This window comes from Hyella patelloides LEGE 07179, assembly GCF_900659865.1.
Classification (GTDB): Bacteria; Cyanobacteriota; Cyanobacteriia; order Cyanobacteriales; family Xenococcaceae; genus Hyella; species Hyella patelloides.
Genome location: NZ_LR213819.1, coordinates 1 through 20626, shown reverse-complemented (window position 1 = coordinate 20626; position 20626 = coordinate 1). Strand labels below are relative to the sequence as shown.

The window sequence follows — 20626 nt, the reverse complement described above, 5'->3', positions numbered from 1 at the left end:
AAAACCGTAATGACTTGGACACGCCGACACATTCTATCCTTAGAAGATTTTACGATTGAAGAATACAACGCTGTCTTACAAACTGCTGCTAGTTTCCGTGAAGTGCTTTCTCGAAGGACAAAGAAAGTTCCTGCATTACAAGGACAGGTAATAGCTAATATGTTTTTTGAACCCTCTACTCGTACTCGTAGTAGTTTTGAACTAGCTGCAAAAAGACTGTCTGCGGATATTCTTAATTTTGCTCCTGGGACATCATCTTTAACAAAAGGGGAAACCATTCTCGATACGGCTAAAACCTATTTGGCGATGGGAGCAAATATTATGACCATTCGCCATCAGCAAGCAGGAGTACCCCAGATAATAGCTCAAGAAATGGATCGACTTGATTCAGGGGTTAGTATTCTTAATGCAGGGGATGGTTTGCATCAACATCCGTCTCAAGCCTTACTAGATTTATTTACCCTTACTTCTGTTTTGGATCGCGATAATCCTCGTTTGGAACTCTTATCAGGGAAAAAAATAGCTATTGTGGGGGATATTCTGCATTCTCGTGTAGCTCGCTCGAATATTTATAGTCTGACAGCAGCAGGGGCGGATGTTCATTTATGTGCGCCTCCTACCTTATTACCCAAACTGTTTTTAGATATTGTCGATGGTGAAGCTTCAAATAAATTATTTTTGCATTGGGAATTAACCCCCGCGTTAGAAGATGCTGATTTTGTAATGACTCTGCGGTTACAAAAAGAACGAATGAGTGGTAACTTTATCCCCAGTTTAAGAGAATATCATCAAAGATACGGTATTACAAGAAATCGCCTTAAACTATGCCATCCTGATGTTAAAGTATTACATCCTGGCCCTGTTAATCGAGGGGTAGAAATTACTTCCGATCTCATGGACGATCCTGAATTAAGTTTAATTCCCCATCAAGTAACTAGTGGTGTTGCGGTAAGAATGGCGTTGCTATATCTGATTGGAAGCAGTAATTAGAAGTACCGAAAAAGCTTTTACTCAAACTAGACAAGATTCAATAAGCGTACTGCTTCGCCGAAAGGAAATTGCGCTAAATCTAAACCTCCTGGGGTAACCACCCATAATACGGGTAATTCTGGTGGGGTTTCGGGAAAAGTGCCATAACCATCGGTGAGATAGACACAAACTGCTGTTACCATACCATTAAAGCGATCGCCTATTTTGTCAAAGAATGGTACAAAAGATGTTCCCCCACCCCCTTGAGGCTTGGGAATTTCACGATCGGGATTTAATTCATAAGCACCATAAACATCCGCATCAGCATAATAAAGTTCACATTCTAAATGAGGATAAGAGTTCAAGATTCCGTTAACCTCGCTCAAAAACATTTTTAATAGTTGGTTATCAATCGAACCGCTAGTATCTATTGCAACGTATACTTTTACTGATTCCCCTTCTAAATTTTCTAGATATAAACCTCTGCCAATAAAACGACGATCGAATCCACTATAATCTGTGGGGGTTTTAACTAGATATCGCCATAAATAACTGCGCCAGTCTAATTGTGCATTATCTAACGCGCCTAATTCTCTGGACATCCCTGCGGGTAATTTTCCCTGATTGTTAGTGCGAGCAATGACTGCTGCTTGTTGCATTGCATTACGCCAATGGGATTCTAATTCTGCTTTTTTTGCTTCTGAAAGGCTGTCATTACCCCCCAGAGAGTTTGAGGGAGAAGTTTCTAATAAATCAGGATTACCCAAACAATAAGAACATTCATTTTGCTGTTGCGGTAATAACTCATAAATTTCCTCAACGCTAAGATGTTCTAACTCAGCATCTCTAATTCCTCCTTCTGGAAGTTCAAAACAACCCTGTTGGCAAATAATACCGTTAACTACAATATCGGCTGCGATATTCCATTGTCGTGCATCTCTTACCCCTCTCCGTAACACATGAAGTAAAGCTGCGTGTAAAACTTCGTGTAACAATAAACCATCTTGTTGCGGTGCGGAAAGAGATCGTAAAAACTCAGGGTTAAAAAAAATATCTTTACCATCAGTTGCAGCAGTGGGAAGAGTTTCAGTAGGAACAAAACGAGCGAATAAAGCTAAAGTGGCAAAAAAAGGCGACTTCATTCTCAAGCGGAGTAACGACGAGCTAATTATTTTTTGACTGGGAGTTGTTGTTAAGGGATTATTCATAATTTGCTACATTAACGTAGTACTATTTTTCCCAAAATTAACTCGTTCCTCGTTCCTTAAGTGACACCCCCTATTCACAAGAATCGCCCAGTAACAAAAATTCACATCCAGGAGAAGGTTCATCTCGTATTAAATTCTTGAGAGTAAAACCTTGATAAATATCTTCTACGACATCTTGTTCAGTTTGGAGATCGATCGATCCTGTAATATCATCAGTGACAGCTACATCTAAAGTACCACTGGAAGTATCAGTTTCAGCGATCGCAGTTAGAGCAGAATTAATAAATTCTCTGGTAGGAGCTTGGCGATTAAATAACAAATCGATATTTAAATTAGTCCACAAAGAAAGAAAATTATTACTACTCTGACCGCTACTAAATTGGGAATACAATAGAGGCGGAGCATAGTTAACCGCAGCTTGTACTACCCTTTCGAGATCGTTAGATTCAAAGTCACCTGATTCTAAAGCGAGTTTATTTCCTTGCGCTAAATCCAAAGAACAATATTCCCTGATGAGGTTGCCTTTATCTGCGGAACCTCGACCATGAACCCCAATTACAAAGCCATTGTTATCAAATACGGGACCTCCACTCATACCTGGACGAGTTAGATCGAAATAAAATAAGTTATAACCGTGTTCGCTAGTTTCTGCTGCAATCTTGCGAGTTACAGGAGTCCAAGCTAAACGGCGTTGTCGGCGAGCAACTCTCCCTTTACATCTACCAGTTGTCGGGTCTTTGATCTTTTCAGGATCGGGCCAGCCAGAAAGATAAACGCGATCGCCAATTCCTAAATTCTCAGGACTTCCCAAAGAAGCGATTGGGTATTCACTCTTGCTTTCAAAGCTAATTACAGCCAGGTCTGTACCGTCTACTCTAGTAGGAATTGAGACAGAATAGCAGCCAAAACGAATTAAAGTGCGATCGCTAATATCATCTTTTAAAGGACAGTCTCTACCATCATTAACTTGAGAAATGGCATAAACTTTGCCATCACTGGTACGAATTCCGTGGGGAATATTAGACTCTAGATATCTTTGCTTAAAATTATGGGTTACAGTGAGAACATAGTAAGTATTTTGATTGCGACCAATAATTACCCCAGAGCCAGGATTCCAGACTCCATCAGGATTACTCTGACTTGCCAAGGGGTTACTTCGATTTGCTTCTAATTCTTCAATAAATTCAGGAGTTAAACCGGGAGCAATCAATACTGTCGTCTGTCTGGCAATGGAGTTGATTTCTTCAAGGGAAAGTTCGGCTAAAGCGGGATTAATGGCAAACAAGCTCAATCCTAATCCCCACAACAGTCGAGAAACATAAGTTTTCCAGCCCAAATGCATCAAACTTTTAGCCAACATAAGTTTTAAATTTAAAAAATTTTTATCGAACTTTTTCATGGTTTGTTACTTATCTTGATTGAGAAAAGGGAAGAAGTAGGGATTGTAATTGGGTAATAGGCATTGGTGACAAGAAAGCGCAAAAGTGATAGTAGTCAAGCTCTATAGTGGAGAGAAACCAGACAAATTGGTAATGAGGCTTTTTTTAGTTAATTTTATTTTTTCTTTTTATTTCAACTTTAAACAAAGAAAATTTTTTCTCTATCCACACCTTGTAAGATGCTAACTGTTCCTAAACGTTGTACCTCCTTTGCCATTTTGTCAGCAAAATGAATCACATAGGGTAAACGACTAGAGGCATAACCGCTAGCGGGATTTAACATACAGAGACGATCTACTTGTTGTGCTAACACTTCCAAAGGTGCATTACCATAATCTCTAACTACTTGCAAAGGAAGTGCTGTGCTTCCTGCTAGAGCTTTAGAGGTGACAATTCTAAAGGTATTGCCATCTTGAGATAGTATAGCTGTTCCTGGCTGTGGGTCTGATAAATATTCTGACTCATGTGGCAAAATGGCCATTCTTCCAGCACCACTTTTTCTGACTCCTAAAAGATCGACTGCAATATTATCACTTTCTAATGCTGCAACGGCTTCTTCAAATTCATTACACTGCACTAAACCATCTCTTAGTAATAAAACGCGTTTGGGTAATCGATTTTGAATTCTTTGAAAGCGATAAATAATATTGAGAATAGTTCTTAAAACAGCTTCTCCGCTTAATTTCTCTCCTGGTTGTGCTTCGGGTATTTCCCATCCTAAACTTTGCCCATCATCAAGAATAGCAAAAGCACTTGTTCCATAGTACATACTTCTATTTTTTCCTGCATCAAAACCAATGACAATTTCTGCTGCTTGAGGGTTTTGTAGAGGCTCTAAACCAACAGGTTGCCATTTCGCTTTTAATAATAGACCTAAAATAATATTAACTGCCCGATAATCTTCAGGGGTAGGCATTGGTTGCATAAATTGTAGAGCAATATTGGCTTCTAATGCTTCCCTTCGCAATTTAGTTTTTTCTTGATTTTCTAACCAGGGACTAATCACTAATACTGTATTTGTTCCTTGATTTGCCCAATTTTGCCAGAATTTTTTACGAGAAAATAAACTATCGGGTAAATCACTTTTTTGCTTAGGGTTTTCCAAGATAAGATTGACATCGCTTTTTTCCGCTACAGTTTCTAGTTTTTTCTCAATAGTATCTGCCCAATTGCCATTTCCAGCTAAATCTAAACAACCAAATTTCGTTTCTCCTGTACGAAAACATCCTTGTTTAAGACTTGCTTCTGGTCGATAAATTTTCTGATTGGATTTTGCTAAAAGTAAAGGAGATTTTTTTCGTAATAAAATACCAGGAGCTTTTTGAAATTTTGGTTTTTCTTGACGACTTTGATAGATATTCTTAGCAAGCCATTGAGCAACTATTTGTCCTTTATCAAATCTTTTTTGGGGAGATTGACGAATTTGTTCAAAAACTTTTTTTTGCTTCTATTGAGCCTCTATCTGCCAAAGAGCCTAACATTTCCATTGTGACACTAGGTCTTACTCTAGTAGAAATATGAGGTATCTCTTGACCTTTTCTTTTTTTTACATATATAGTTCTTGCACTATTAATTTCAGCTACTGTTGCTTGTTTGCTACGATGATAATCGGCTAAACTAATGCCCAAATTTTCTATAATTAAATCTTCTGGTTTCTCTTTACTGATTCTAACTAATTCCCAAGACCGATCGTCATAAGTATTACGTACCCACTTAATAGGAATATTAGGATATTGTTGATTCCATTCTTCCAATGTCCAAAGAGTATAAAAACGATGATGAATATCTATCTCTGCAAACAAAATTCCTAATTCATTAATCTCAATATCTAAACGTACTCCTGTGTGAACTTCCCAACCAGAATCTTGTAAAACTATTTTGTCAGCATTCCACCAAATATAACCCCCTTCTAAAGCCTTTTCTACTCTATGTCTTTCTCCTGTTGTTTTCAACTTCATTCCCAGCCATCGTCTTTCTAGTTTTTCTAAAGCTAATTTTTCATTAAGTTTTTTAGGGTTTAATAGTTGTGTTCCTTGGGATTGTAAGACCCAATTTTGATGCTTTAAATAATCTTCTCCGATCGGTTGTTTGGTAATAATAGTTGAACCAAATTTTACCCCTGGTGTTTTAATATTCCAGGTAATTTTGTTAACTGCTGAATATTCTTTTCCCAGTTCTGGAGGTGATGTGAATTTATAAGTATAAAAATGAACTTTTTGAGCTGCTTTGCTTAGATTTTTAATTGCAAAACGATTAAGATAAACATTAAGAGAAGAGTTGGACATTAATCAATTCAATCTTAGAGTCAAAATAACCAGCTTATACCAAATCAAAAAAGGTTGGCAACACATAAATACAATATAAAGGGTCTGTCTAACCTGTTTTAGTTCGTAAAATTAGCAATAAAATTAGTTATCTCTTGATAAAAAGCTTGTCCTTTTGCTTGGCTGCTAGTTGCAGTTATTAAGAGTCTTAAGGTTTCAATAAGTGAAGAATGAGAAGAAGAAGACTTGTATTCGTTGTTTTTCTGATTTATTTTTTGATAGAACATAATTCCCATCCAATCACTGAGACAGCCTTTTTCCTCTGCTCTGGAGACACTTCTACGTATCGCTGTAAAGTGCCTGAATCATTACCCGATATTTCTTGAATATGCCTCAAAGGTATTCCTGCATTGTGCATCTGAGTTAGTGCTGTACGACGAAAGTAAATCATAAATACTATATTTTCGAGGCTTCGTAACTTTATCTTAATTTGGTTCTCCTAATCACTTAAAAAATATTGATACCGAACTCAGGTTACATAATCTAATTTTTTATCCGTTAAACAGAAAATAGGTGAGCAATGCCCACCTATCTATGAAAACAATCTAATTTTCCAAGTTTCTAAGCGTCTACAGCAGCACTTTCAGAAGCAGGTTTTGCAGAATCATAGTAATGATTTCCCTTGTTGTTATCGTCAAAATGATCGGAATCTCCTGAGTCTTTTGATTTACTAAAGTAAGATTCGATTAGCTTAACTGTAATGTAAAGCGAAGGTACTAAAAAGAGACTCAATACTGTGGCAAACAGCATTCCGCCAAATACCGCAGTACCCAATGACCAACGACTTGCAGACCCCGCACCACTAGCGGTTACTAGGGGTAAGAAGCCGACTAAACTAGAAATTGCGGTCATTAAGATGGGTCGAAAACGCTCTTGTCCTGCTTTAATGGCTGACTTAATGATGTCTAAACCTTGATCTCGCAGTTGGTTAGCGTATTCTACAATTAAGATCGCGTTTTTACTAGCTAGACCAATCAACATTACTAGACCTACCTGACAGTAGACATCGTTGTTAATAATAGGCCAGAGGCTGCCAATTTGCAGAATGTTCGCTCGAAACCAAATAGCAGCGATCGCTCCTAGAATAGCTAAGGGAACGGTCAACATAATGATTATCGGGTCGATAAAGCTTTCATATTGGGCTGCTAAGACTAAAAATGCCATAATCAAGCCGATTCCGAAGATAATTGCTGACTGACCACCAGATTGCTTTTCTTCTAAAGCTGTTCCTGTCCATTCATAACCAAAAGCAGGGGCTAATTCGGCTGTTGCGATTTCTTCCATTGCAGCAATTGCTTGACCCGTACTGTATCCAGGGGCAGGGCTACCTTGAATATTGATGGAGCGGAAGAGGTTATAGTGGGTGATGGTTTGAGGTCCAGTAAATTCTGTAAGTGTTACTAAATTACCTAATGGTATTAATTCATCATCATTGGAGCGCACATATAGTTTGTTAATGTCTTTAGGGTTAGAGCGAAATTCTCCATCTGCTTGAATATAAACCCGATATTGTCTTTGTCCGAGAACAAAATCATTAACGTATCTCGATCCCAAGTAAGACTGGAGAGTATCAAATATCTCATCAATATCAACATTGAGAGACTTGGCGCGATTACGATTAACCTCTACTTCTATTTGCGGAGTGTTAGCTGCAAACTGGGTAAAAGCTGCTGCAATTTCGGGTCTTTGATTGGCTGCTGCAATTATTTTATTGGCATTTTCTACCAATGCAGAGATGGGTAAACCACGACGGTCTTGTAACTGGAATTCAAAACCACCAAAAGTACTCAATCCCCTTACAGGAGGTGCGTTCACCGCAAAGGCTCTTGCTCCTTGAATATTTTGAGCGAATGCGCCATTAAGACGACCCAAAATAGAGTATACAGATTTATCCTGTCCTGGTCTTTCTGACCAAGGTTTGAGCTTAGAGAACACAAAACCGCGATTGCTACCATTTCCAAAAAAGCTAAAGCCACTGAGGGTAAAATAACCATCAATTTCAGGTATTTGCGCCATTTCTTCCCCGATTTGCTCCATTATGTTGTTGGTATAGTTGAGGGATACCCCATCGGGTGCTTGAACAATGGTAAAGAAATAACCCTGGTCTTCTTCGGGAACAAAGCCTGTGGGAACGAGGTTATAGAGGAAGTAAGTAAAGATAATTAAGACAGTGAAACCAGCTAAAACAAAAGGACGAACATACTTTTTGGTCAGAAAAGACATTGTTTTAGTGTATTTGTCCGTAATCCAGTCAAATACTTGATTGAATTTGTCAAAAATCCAACCAAATACCCCTCCTGTATGTTGCTTCTGACGCAATAGTAAACCCGACATAGCAGGAGAGAAAGTCAGAGCGTTAAAGGTGGAAAGAGCGATCGCAAATACAATAGTTAAAGCAAATTGCTGGAAAATTACCCCTGTTGTACCAGGAAAGAAGGAAACGGGGATAAATACTGCTGCTAACACTAAAGAAGTAGCGATTACTGCCCCACTCAACTCATTCATGGTATCGATAGCAGCAATGTAAGGCTTCATTCCGCGCTCCACTTTGGTAGAAATTGCTTCTACAACAACAATCCCATCATCTACTACCAACCCTGTAGATAATACCATTGCAAACAAGGTTAGAGTATTAATTTGGAAATCAAATACATAGAGGAAAGCAAAAGCCCCAATCAATGATACGGGAATTGCGATCGCAGGTATCAAAGTAGTACGCCAGTCCTGTAAAAAGATGAAAATAATCAGGACAACCAGTAATACTGCTTGTACCAGGGTTTTCACAACTTCTTGCAAAGATACTTCGACAAACGCAGTGGCATCCAGAGCGATCTCATAATTCATTCCTGGGGGAAATTGCGCCGATAGCTCCTCAATCATGGTTTTGGCCTGACTCGCCACATCCAAAGCATTACTTCCTGGTAGCTGAAAAATCCCTAAACCAATTGCAGGAGAGCCATTGTAATTAGCAAGGGTATTATAGTTTTCTGCTCCTAATTCTGCGCGTCCCACATCCCGCAGTTTAATGAGATTACCACCTTCACCAATAGCGATGGTTAAATCTTCAAATTCTTTAGCGGTTTCTAAGCGACTTTTAGCACGGAGAGTAAACTCAAAACTTTGGTCTTCAGGAGCAGGTTCTTGACCGATTTGTCCCGCACCTACTTGAATATTCTGCTCTTCTAGGGCATTAACTACATCTTGCTCCGTCAGATTTCTCGCTGCTAAAGCTTCAGGATTGAGCCATAACCGCATTGCATAACGACGTTCGCCGAAAATAGTGGTACTTCCCACACCTTCGATACGTTTAACCTGATCGACAACATACTGGTCTAAGTAGTTGCTTAAAAATAAGTCGTCATATTCGCCATTCTCGGCAAAAAAAGCAATCCCCATAAGTAAGTCTGGGGATGATTTCTGAACGGTGACACCAGTTTGCTGTACTGAGCTTGGTAACTGAGGCTCTGCTAGTGCAACTCTGTTTTGAACATTGACCTGAGAAATATTGCGGTCTGCATCTACAGGGAAAGCTATGCTAATGCTGCTAACACCATCGTTACCAGTACTAGAAGACATATAACGCATTCCTTCCACACCATTAATTTCTCTTTCAATGAGGGTGGTAACGTTACTTTCTGTAGTTTCGGCATCTGCACCGATATAGTTAGAAATAACTTCGATTGTAATAGGTGCAATTTGGGGTAATTGGGAAATAGGTAAGGCGGGAATACTAATCGCTCCTACCAGCACGACAATAATGGCGCATACCGCCGTCAAAATCGGCTTTTTAATAAAAGTGTCGGCTATGCTTAAGATCATTTTTTTGGTGGTTGGTTGTTGGCAGGTAGAGGCAAGGCACTGCCTTGACCTTACGGTTGTTAGTGGGTAGAGACGCGACTCCGCGTACAAGACGGACGGCTGAAATTAGGAATTCAACCGACCACCGAAGCGTCCTCCTTTTGAGGAGACCTCAACAGCGTGATTGAATAAGCACAGGGTACAAAGCGCATCCCTCACCCTCACTTCAAAGCCCCTCATATATCGCGTCTCTATAGTGGTTATTTGCTCATGACTAACTGCTAATGACTAAATTACTCATTGGTAACTGGTAACTGATAACTGGTAACTGGTAACTGGTAACTGATTACTAATTACTGGTCACTGCTTACTGCTTGCTGCTTGCTCCTCATTAGAAATAGGTGCGCCATCGGTTAAATTGATAATTCCAGAGGTGATCAGTTGCTCTCCTAGCTCAAGACCAGCAATCACTTGACGTGATTGACCTTGAAAATCTCCCAACTGGACTAATTTTTGTTTTGCTACTAGGGTAGTCTCTCCATCTTGTTCTGCTTCTTCTGCTACGAAGACAAAATATTGTCCCGCAATAGGAGAAATGGCAGTAGTAGGGATTAATATTCCTGATTGTTCTGACCAAATAACCCTAGTTAGTACTGATTGTTCATCTTGTAGTTGACCATCATTGGGTACAGTCGCTTCAACTCTGACTGATTGCTGAGTTGTTGTCGGAGAGATAAAAGTAATTTCCCCCATTGAGCGATCGCCATCTCTTCGACTAACCACCGCTACTGGTAAACCCAGTTCGAGACGATTTGCTTGCTCGATCGGAATTGCAATGTTGACAGTCAGATCTTCATTGCTAGTGATCGTGGTAATGCTATCGCCTGCTTCTAGATAATCACCTACTCTAGGAGTAATATTGCCTACTATGCCATCCATCGGAGCAACAACGCGGTTGAAATCTAAATTTTCGCTGGCTACTCCCACATTGGCTTGAGCTTGATTAAGACTTGCTCTTTGACGGTCGACATTAGCGATCGCTGCTCTGACTCCTTCTTGGGCTGCAATTAAAGCCTTTTGACTGGCATTAAGAGCCTGTTTTAAGGCATCTTTTTGGGCTAAAGCTGAATCTAGCTGTTGGGTGCGATCATCTAAAAATTGCTGAGATTCTGCGCCTTCTTGAGCTAAAAATTTGGCTCTTTCAATGTTAGTTTTTGCTAGAGCCACTTCTGCTTCTTGTCTGCGTAAATCTGCTTGAGCTTGACCGACATTAGCTTCAGCTAGAGCCACTTCTGCTTCGGCTGCTTTAACTTGAGATTGAGCATTAACTAAATCTGCTTTGATAATATTGACTTCAGAAACTGCTGCATTAACCTCTGCTTCTTCTCTATTCTGTTGGAGTTGAACAATGGTTTGCCCTTGTTCTACAGAGTCACCTTCTCGGACTAGAATATTCAGGATTCTTCCGTCTACTCTAGGAGCGAGGTTGACCCGATTTGTTGCTTCTATACGACCGAGAAGTTCGGAGCTTTCAAAAACTTGACTACTGGCTAAATTTTGAGTTTCTACTGCTATAGCTTGGGGAGCCATTCCTTGTTGCTGCTCCTGCGATCTACCACAAGCTGTCAGAGTAAGCATAAAGGTGAAAGCGACCCCTAAAAGCTTTCTATTGGGGAGATAGGTATTAGTAACCATAAAAAATATTCAGATGGTAAATACGATGTGGAGTGTACTGAAAAAATCCTTAATTATTAATAAAGATTTAGTGTAACAGTTTTATAAGTTAAATACATATGTTTTAGGATGGAAATTTTTCTATGATCTTAGTAGTATTTAAGTATTACTCGATTAATGATTAATAGTGAAAGTGGCACGAGTGTGTAATCACTACAATTACACATTTTAGTAAAAAAAGTGCTTTGTTAATTTATTGCTTGTTACGATTACTTTTTGCTTGCGCCTCACGCAAAACCTCTTCAATGGTTACTTTCTCTAGTGCTTGTTTCAAGGCTTGCTCCGCTTCGCCAAATATTTTTTCCAAAGTCACTTGAAGATGAGCTCCCACATCGCAATCTGTCCTGGGGTTAAGACGATTTAAGGAAAATAAATCAGCATTTTCTTCTGTCGCCTCATACACATCAAGCAGTGCAATCTTACTACCAGGGCGTGCTAGAAAAGCTCCACCACCAACACCAAATTGCGTTTTAGTCAGTCCAGCTTGGCGCAGAATGCTAAGTAAACGTCGCACAACTACAGGATTGGTGTTGACGCTAGTGGCGATTTCCTCTGAGGTGGCTGGTCTGCCTTGAACATACTCCAGATACGCCAAAATGTGTACAGCTACAGCAAAACGGCTGTTCATAGAGCAAAATTAATGTTTACTAGTATCCTGAGATTATACAACTAAGCAATGGTTTTGTGTCAAGAGATTTTGCCCAAAGTCCAGAACTTATTAAGTACTTTCCTCTTTGTAATTAGTAAGTAATATAGTCAGGAACCTCATACACTAAAGATCGAGAATTAGCAAGATTGAATAAAAAAAATAATCAATCCCTAAATATTGGTAAAATGCCTAAAGATTAGGCTCAAAAATTATTACCAGTAGTTGACTACTACTTTTTTATTGTTGGGGAACTAAATTCAGTAAACTACAACAAGACAATTATCAGTAAAAATGAAGTATTTTCAATTAAAAAATCTTCATTTAAAAGGCATTGAATAAAAAAATAAAGAAACCGAAACAAACAATAGCTGCTTACTTAATTACTGCATAAGAGATCGCTGTTAAATAAAGGTTATATTATGAATAAATCGACAAAACAAAAAGCAATTACTATCCTAGGTTCTACTGGTTCTATTGGGACACAAACCCTAGATATCGTTACCCATCATCCCGATAAATTCCGTGTGGTAGGGTTAGCAGCAGGAAATAATATTAAGTTATTAGCCGAACAAATTAGGACATTTAAACCAGAAATAGTCGCCACATCTTATCCAGAAAAAGTAGCTGAGTTACAAAATGCGATCGCAGATATTCCCGATCCTCCACAAATTTTAGCAGGTACAGAAGGCGTAGCAGAAGTGGCTCGTTATGGTGATGCCGAAAGTGTAGTAACAGGTATTGTGGGTTGTGCTGGTTTATTACCTACTATTGCAGCGATTGAAGCAGGAAAAGATATTGCTTTAGCCAATAAAGAAACTCTCATTGCTGGTGCGCCTGTAGTGCTTCCTTTAGTAAAAAAACATGGGGTTAAATTATTGCCCGCAGATTCGGAACATTCCGCAATCTTTCAATGTTTACAGGGTGTTCCTGAAAATGGTTTAAGAAGAATTATTTTAACTGCTTCTGGGGGTTCATTCCGCGATTTACCAGTAGAGAAATTAGCTACTGTCACCGTACAAGATGCCTTGAAACATCCTAACTGGACAATGGGACAAAAAATTACCATCGACTCTGCTACTTTAATGAACAAGGGTTTAGAAGTAATTGAAGCTCATTATCTGTTTGGTTTAGACTACGATCGCATCGATATCGTAATTCACCCTCAAAGTATCATTCACTCTTTAATTGAGGTGCAAGATACCTCTATGTTGGCACAATTAGGCTGGCCCGATATGCGTCTTCCTTTACTATATGCTTTATCTTGGCCCGAACGCATCTATACTGATTGGAAACAGTTAGACTTAGTGAAAGCTGGCGATCTCACTTTCCGCGAACCAGATCATCAAAAATATCCCTGTATGCAACTAGCCTATGCTGCGGGTAGAGCAGGGGGATTAATGCCAGCAGTTTTAAATGCAGCTAACGAACAAGCTGTTGCTTTATTTTTAGCCGAAAAAATTGACTTTTTAGATATACCTAAATTTATCGAAAAAATATGCGATCGCTTTAATATTCAAAACGAACAAAATCCTTCTCTAGATGATATTTTAGAAGCCGATACCTGGGCAAGAAAAGCAATTTTAGAAGTACAATAAAACTCTTAATAACAGTCTTTAATTTAATCAAAAACTAAGTAAAAAATACACTTTGAATATTTAACTAAATTCAAATATTCCATAAATTTCATTACTTTTAAAGATTTAAATTATAAATTAAGACACAAGACTATATTTAACTTCTGTAAACCACGAAAACTTTGATTACGAATTAATTATGTCTGTTAACGAATACAGTTTTGTTACTGTCTGGAAAATAGAAGCACCATTAAGAAAAGTTTGGGATACTATTTGTGACATTAAACATTTTCCTTATTGGTGGAAAGCAGTAGAAAATATTAATGTTATGGACAAAGGTAATTCTAATGGAATTAATTTTATCACCGAGCCAACTTGGAAAGGAGTATTACCTTATCAACTATCTAGATAGTAGGGTGGGCAATGCCCACCCTACCAATGGTGTTTTTAAGGGCTGTTTGCGTAAATCCTAATCTTATATTTCAGAGACTTTTCAAACTAACAGAAATCCTTGAGGAGTAAAATAGCTCAAATTGTTACTTGGTAAGCATTACAGGCAAAATATAGCATAGTAGAAACGGAAAAGCCAAAATTGTTATCTTAATTCTAGCCATTGAAAAGCTAATAACTAATGACTACGAACCATCTTATTGATTTCATACTTTAAATTAGCAACGTCGTTTTTTTATTAAGTATTAAGTATAAAGACTGCCTACATATTCTCCATAACCGTTATACGGAAAAGTCTCTTTAATTTCCCAAGATAAACCAGGGCCAGTACTAATAAACTTTTCTGTTGCTTGTGACCAACGAGGATGAGGCTTATCAGGATTTACATTGGCTTCAAAATCATATTCGCGGGAGTCAATAGTATTCCAATAGGTAGCAGGTTGCTTTTCTAAAAACTCTACTTTAACAATCGATTTTGCTCCTTTGAAGCCATATTTCCAAGGAATAACCATTCTTATGGGTGCGCCATGTTGTTTTGGTAAATCATGTCCGTAAATACCCACTGCAAAGAAAGCTAACTCGTTTGCCATTTCTTCGATGCGTAAGCCTTCAGTATAGGGCCAAGGTAACGAACCCAAATGAAACGAGGGACCTGTTGTAATGTCCTCATCGTAAAAAGAAGTAAAGTTCACAAACTTGGCTTTAGAAGTGGGTTCAACTGCTGCAATTAGTTCTTTCATGGGAAAGCCAATCCAGGGTAACACCATTGACCAAGCTTCGACACAACGAAAACGATACACCCTTTCTTCTAGAGGAAATTCTTGTTTAATTTCATCAATGGTATAAGTGCGGGGATTTTTAACTAATCCTGCAACTTCTACTTGCCAGTTTTCTGTAGGTAGTTTTTGAGCATCGAGCCAAATCTTTTTTGTCCCGCCATACTCATAAAAGTTATTATATTGTCCTGCAACCTTCTCATCGGCAATGGGTCGAGATACTTTAGCAAACGCAGGATTAGTAGTATAAGATATCGAAGGTAAGTTTAAGCTTTTTTCCAGTGCTGTTTCTGATGCTGATTTGCCAATATCAGAAGTATTTTGACAACCAGCCAGAGGCATAACACTAGCTCCAATCCCCGCCCCTATCAGGGTTTTAATAAACTGACGACGATTCCAATAAAGATTTTCTGATGTAACTTGACTATCAGCTACATTCCAGATTTTGGGGACACGAATTAAAACCATGAAAAAAGAACTATATTTATTTAGTTTTGTTAATTGCTGACCTAATTAAGGATCGTAAAGGATTTGGCAACAAGTAACAACCAATACTGGCACTAATTTCAGGTTGATTGCGATCGTGCAACGCCTCACTTCGTGAGATCGCGTTCTTAGCCCTCTCTGCTGTTCGCGCAGTGTCAGCTTACACCGATCGCATTGTGGATATTTTAAGCGATCGCGGTAAAATTTGCGATAATTAACGGTAATAAAGCTTTAATTCTTTGGTTTGAATATCCGTGAATCTTTAATGGTAATAATAAGTCTCACCAAAGCGATCGTCAAAAAGGCTAACCACAATACTGTACTTAATTGACCAAAAAAGGGCATTGAATCCATCATCTTTTTTTCCTGGCTCTTTACTTCCCGATCTTGACTCAATTTATCAGTACTTTATGGGCTTGAGATATATTTATTTTTGATTCTTAACAAGATTTAAAAATTCAACTGATGCAGCATAGATATTATTTTATGGTTAATGGTGACACATAAAAATTTTGCTTTGGTGATTTTAGATATAAAATAAATAATTATACGGTTCGTTGCTCGTTGTTCCTTGTTCGTTGCGGTGCGCTTATCAGGGGCTTTAAATGATTTTTTTGTTGATACTAAACATTTATATTGTTTGGTAATAAAGTACCCTTTAATCTCTGGAGAATTTGTATTCACCGAAAGCGCACCGTTACTATTTTTTTTAAGATTTTTGAATCTCGGAAAAAGAAAGTTATCTATTTGTTCTTTTAGAACCCAATTCACCAACACCAAAATTTTAATCAGGTGCTTCTGCGCCGATAACTGTTTCGCCTTGTTTTTCTTTAGCAGCTAATTCTAAATTGAGTTGAGAGATTATTACCGCACTCAAAAACCAAAACATAGCAGCTTAAAAGTAATCAGTTATTATTAAAGACTATTAAGTATTACTTCACCAAAAGCTAGGATCGTAAATATACTTGCACTGATAATTATTGACCACAACTATAGGGATTTTCAGGAGTTCTCGGCGGGATATTTTGATTTTGATGAGGAACGGCAGTTAAAATCACAGTGCCATCTTCTTGTTTCATGACTCCCCTAGCAATGTAAATAGGTTCACCATTGTCTTTGTATGCCACTGGTTGAATATGAGGTGGAATCTCATTAGGATCTAGATAATGACTATTATTTTGAGGTGCATCTGATGTTTCGGGTTCCCCATTGACAATTAAAGCATCACCATCAAAGGGTGCAGTGGGTTCTGGTGCTACTCCTCCTTTACCTTGAACTGCAAGACTAGAGACATCTTCGATATCTGATGCCGAACAAACATCCGATGTTGTAATAACCTCTGCGGTGACGACGTTATCAGTTAATTCGGTGGTTTCCCGCAGGGGATTATTATCAGGGGTTTCGATAGTAACTGTGCCATCTAAACCTTCAGTTCCCGAACTAGCATCAATGTCGTTGGTGCCATTGTTGTCAAACGCTCTACGTTCTTCAATTCCTAGTAGAGATTCTGCTGTGATGCTAATTGCGCCACCTTGTCCTTGTTGGGCACTGGCAGTAATATCATTGCCATCACTATTACCACCGCTAGGATAGGCAATAATAAATTCGGCACCAATATTGATATTGCCACCATTGGCATCATTATTGGCCCGTGCGGAAATACTACTGTTATCGCTCAGAGTTAAATTTTCGGCAATTTGGAAATCGATATTACCACCAGTACCTGATTGAGTTTCAGCATTAATCCTAGAATTATTTTCTAAATCAATTGAGTTAGCTTCTATGGTTAGATTTCCGCTATCTCCTGTTCCAGAAGTTGAAACATCAATTATGCCTCCATCAATCAGATTCAAACTTTCCGTTTCGATGGTGACGCTTCCTCCTGCCCCCTCTGCTTGAGTGAAAGCAGAAATTCCTGTGAGTGATTCACCTGTAGGAGCTTCGATAATCTCAATCTGATTAGCATTAATTTGTAAATTGCCACCATCTCCCTCACCACCAGTAGAAACCGAAATTTGACCGCCATTAGCCAGACGTAATTGTGGGGTTTCTATAGTGATATTTCCTGCATTTCCTTCTGCTGCTGCTATAGAAGTCAAAGAAGTTAATAAGCCATTTTCTCCACCATTAAGTTCAATATCGGTAGCAGTAATCTCTAAATCACCTGCGTTTCCTGAACTAAAGGTACTAGCATCAATTGTACTACCATTAGTAGATAAGAGGCTATCAGAATTGATGGTCAAACTTCCGCCATCTCCTGTTCCCAAAGTGAAAACACTAATTATGCTTCCATCAGTCAGATTCAAATTCTCCGTTTCGATGGTGATGCTTCCTCCTGCGCCTCCTGCGAATGTTGAAGCATCTATTATAGTATTAGCACCCATGAGATTTTCCAGACTGATATCGGTAGCCTGAATTCGCAAATCACCCCCATCTCCCCCACCAACAGTAGAAACTAAAATAGCACCCCCATTAACCAGACGTAGTTGTGGGGTTTCTATAGTGATATTTCCTGCATTTCCTTCTGAAGTAGACTCAGCTACCGCAGAACTCAAACCAGTTTCTAAGCCATTGTCCCCACCATTAAGTTCAATATCGGTAGCTGTAATTTGTAAATCACCTGCATTTCCTGAACTAAGGGTACTAGTATTAATTTCACTACCATTAGTGACTAAGAGGTTATTAGTATCGATAGTTAAACTTCCGCCATCTCCTGTGCCAGAAGTTAAAACATTAATTATGCCTCCATCAGCCAGATTCAAATTCCCCGTTTCGATGTTGATGCTTCCTCCTTTCCCCTCTGCGAATGTTGAAGCATCTATTATCGTAACAGCACCCATGGGATTTTCCAGACTGATATCGGTAGCTTGAATTCGCAAATCACCCCCATTTCCCCCACCAATAGTAGAAACTGCAATAGCACCCCCATTAACCAGACTTAGTTGTTGGGTTTCTACAGTGATATTTCCTGCATTTCCTTCTGAAGTAGACTTAGCTACCGCAGAACTCAAACCAGTTCCTAAGCCATTGTCCCCACCATTAAGTTCAATATCGGTAGCTGTAATTTGTAAATTGCCACCATTTCCTGCGCCAATAGTATTAGTACTAATTTGACTACCATTAGTGACTAAGAGGTTATTAGTATCGATAGTTAAACTTCCGCCATCTCCTATGCCAGAAGTTAAAACACTAATTATGCCTCCATCAGCCAGATTCAAATTCCCCGTTTCGATGGTGATGCTTCCTCCTGCACCTTCTGCTATTGTTGAAGCATCTATTACAGTAAAAACACCCATGGGATTTTCCAGACTGATATCGGTAGCCTGAATTCGCAAATCACCCCCATCTCCCCCACCAACAGTAGAAACTAAAATAGCACCCCCATTAACCAGACGTAGTTGTGGGGTTTCTATAGTGATATTTCCTGCATTTCCTTCTGAAGTAGACTCAGCTACCGCAGAACTCAAACCAGTTTCTAAGCCATTGTCCCCACCATTAAGTTCAATATCGGTAGCTGTAATTTGTAAATCACCTGCATTTCCTGAACTAAGGGTACTAGTATTAATTTCACTACCATTAGTGACTAAGAGGTTATTAGTATCGATAGTTAAACTTCCGCCATCTCCTGTGCCAGAAGTTAAAACATTAATTACGCTTCCATCAGCCAGATTAAAATTCTCCGTATTGATGGTTAATTTCCCTCCATCTCCTGCACCCAAAGTCGTAACAACTAAAGAGGCTCCATTACTGATAGTCAGATTAGGAGTAGTAATACTAACATCTCCACCATCTTCCACCCCATCAGTATTTACGACAGAGCCAATTGCGCTACCATTTCCTTCACTAGCTAAAGATACACTTTCACTAGCATTAATGTTAATATTCCCTGCGTTTCCTTGACCAAAAGCAAAAGTTGAAATCTCCCCGCGATCGCCGATTCTTAAATTCTGTGCTTCAATGTTAATATCTCCCCCATCTGCTGTTCCTTGTGGCAAAACGTAATTAGCAATACCACTGAAAAAATCAAGCTCGTTTTCGATGCCATTAATCTCTAAAGATTCCGCAGCAAAAACATTAGTATCTCCTCCAGGATTGCCACCTAACGTATAATTGGTCAATCCTGAAATGCCAGTCAGAGAAATATTATTACCAACAACATTAATATCTCCCCCGCCTAAACCACTAGCATCGACAACACTGATTCCTGTTAAAGAAATATCACTAAAGTTTTCGATTCCTGAATAATCAAAAGTAAAACCTTTAGCCGTAGTGACTAAATCAACATCTCCTCCCGCAACACTTCCTAATTCAATTGAGCCTCCTGCGGTTTTAATGGTGGCATTTTCCAAAATCAGATTACCCCCAATTAAACCAATGGTGTTCTCAGTCCCCACTCTTAAAGCTTCTTGAGTATCGATAACTTCACTATCAATTAGTCTAATACCATTACCATTACCTCTTACCGTAATCTCCCCTGGATTATCTCGAAACCCCAAACCAATGGGTGCGTTAACCGTAATCAAAGGGGGATTATCTAAATCTGTTGCACTAAATTCCCCATCGGGAAAAATGATACTATCTGCCGTACTGCCATAAAATGAACCACCTAGTTGTAATCTGGCATCGTTACCAAAGACAATTCCTGCGGGGTTGATGAGAAATAAATTAGCTGCACCATTAGCACGAATTAAACCATTAATATTAGAAATATTGCCCCCTGTAACGCGGGAAAAAATATTAGCTATCTCGCTGGCATTGTTGAAAAAAGCCTCACTTCCCGTAGGAATTGAAAACTCCCCAAAGCTATGATATAGGTTACCGCCAGCGCGGTTTCCATCATCGATTTGTACTCCCGTTTCTGTAGGAGTTACTGTTGTCGAAGTTGTGCCATCGACTGTTATTTGAGCAGTAGCACTAAGAGGAAATAACAGTGGAAATAAGCAAAATACTGTTTTAGAGATAACTTTCATCTTTGAATCAACCTCAATGGCATCGTGTGGTGAGATAGTTTTAGATTCTGTCTATCCAACGGAGCTATAGTAATAATTTCATTTAATTGAAAGCAAAGATGCTGACACTGATAATTATTGACCACAACTATAAGGATTTTCAGGAGTTCGAGGGGAGATATTTTGATGGGGAACGGCGGTTAAAATCACAGTTCCGTCTTCTTGTTTCATGACTCCCCTAGCAATATAAATAGGTTCACCATTGTCTTT

General features: G+C 38.9%; 13 protein-coding genes. 3 read left to right on the top strand and 10 right to left on the bottom strand.

The window, feature by feature from the left end; genetic code table 11:
- The first annotated feature begins 9 nt into the window (after nt 1-9).
- Nucleotides 10-990, top strand: a complete 981-nt coding sequence (locus H1P_RS10770) for an aspartate carbamoyltransferase catalytic subunit (RefSeq protein ID WP_144867058.1) — start codon at nt 10-12, stop codon at nt 988-990.
- Between the two features lie 26 nt (nt 991-1016).
- On the opposite strand, the gene H1P_RS10765 is transcribed toward H1P_RS10770, so the two are convergent.
- The 8 genes from H1P_RS10765 to H1P_RS10730 form a co-directional block, all read right to left on the bottom strand.
- Nucleotides 1017-2177 (bottom strand): vWA domain-containing protein, encoded by a 1161-nt coding sequence (locus H1P_RS10765; protein ID WP_144867056.1) that lies wholly within the window; start codon nt 2175-2177, stop codon nt 1017-1019.
- A gap of 70 nt (nt 2178-2247) precedes the next feature.
- On the bottom strand, nt 2248-3537 hold the full coding sequence (locus tag H1P_RS10760) for a S1 family peptidase (protein WP_246141610.1): 1290 nt from the start codon (nt 3535-3537) through the stop codon (nt 2248-2250).
- A gap of 218 nt (nt 3538-3755) precedes the next feature.
- On the bottom strand, nt 3756-4721 hold the full coding sequence (locus H1P_RS37365; RefSeq protein ID WP_222427014.1) for a Piwi domain-containing protein: 966 nt from the start codon (nt 4719-4721) through the stop codon (nt 3756-3758).
- A gap of 322 nt (nt 4722-5043) precedes the next feature.
- Nucleotides 5044-5901, bottom strand: coding sequence for an argonaute PAZ domain-containing protein (locus H1P_RS37360; protein WP_222427013.1), 858 nt, complete (start codon nt 5899-5901; stop codon nt 5044-5046).
- Between the two features lie 247 nt (nt 5902-6148).
- Nucleotides 6149-6331: a hypothetical protein gene (locus H1P_RS10745; RefSeq protein WP_144867054.1), complete on the bottom strand. Its 183-nt coding sequence runs from the start codon at nt 6329-6331 to the stop codon at nt 6149-6151.
- A 170-nt stretch (nt 6332-6501) separates the two neighbouring features.
- Nucleotides 6502-9759 carry an efflux RND transporter permease subunit gene (locus tag H1P_RS10740; protein ID WP_144867052.1) on the bottom strand — a complete coding sequence of 1086 codons (3258 nt, stop codon included), beginning with the start codon at nt 9757-9759 and terminating at the stop codon, nt 6502-6504.
- Nucleotides 9760-10098: 339 nt separating this feature from the next.
- A complete protein-coding gene (locus tag H1P_RS10735) occupies nt 10099-11433 on the bottom strand; it encodes an efflux RND transporter periplasmic adaptor subunit (protein ID WP_144867050.1) in 1335 nt (444 codons plus the stop codon).
- 232 nt (nt 11434-11665) lie between these two features.
- On the bottom strand, nt 11666-12100 hold the full coding sequence (locus tag H1P_RS10730; protein ID WP_144867048.1) for an Rrf2 family transcriptional regulator: 435 nt from the start codon (nt 12098-12100) through the stop codon (nt 11666-11668).
- A gap of 440 nt (nt 12101-12540) precedes the next feature.
- Between H1P_RS10730 and dxr the strand changes: the two genes are divergently transcribed.
- Nucleotides 12541-13716: a 1-deoxy-D-xylulose-5-phosphate reductoisomerase gene (dxr, locus tag H1P_RS10725; protein WP_144867046.1), complete on the top strand. Its 1176-nt coding sequence runs from the start codon at nt 12541-12543 to the stop codon at nt 13714-13716.
- Nucleotides 13717-13894: 178 nt separating this feature from the next.
- Nucleotides 13895-14107, top strand: a complete 213-nt coding sequence (locus H1P_RS10720; RefSeq protein WP_144867044.1) for an SRPBCC family protein — start codon at nt 13895-13897, stop codon at nt 14105-14107.
- Between the two features lie 283 nt (nt 14108-14390).
- Here H1P_RS10720 and msrP read toward each other — a convergent pair whose 3' ends face one another.
- Together msrP and H1P_RS10710 are read right to left on the bottom strand one after the other, a co-directional pair.
- Nucleotides 14391-15389, bottom strand: coding sequence for a protein-methionine-sulfoxide reductase catalytic subunit MsrP (gene msrP, locus H1P_RS10715; protein ID WP_144867042.1), 999 nt, complete (start codon nt 15387-15389; stop codon nt 14391-14393).
- A gap of 995 nt (nt 15390-16384) precedes the next feature.
- Nucleotides 16385-20377, bottom strand: coding sequence for a beta strand repeat-containing protein (locus H1P_RS10710; RefSeq protein ID WP_144867040.1), 3993 nt, complete (start codon nt 20375-20377; stop codon nt 16385-16387).
- Nucleotides 20378-20626 lie beyond the last annotated feature (249 nt).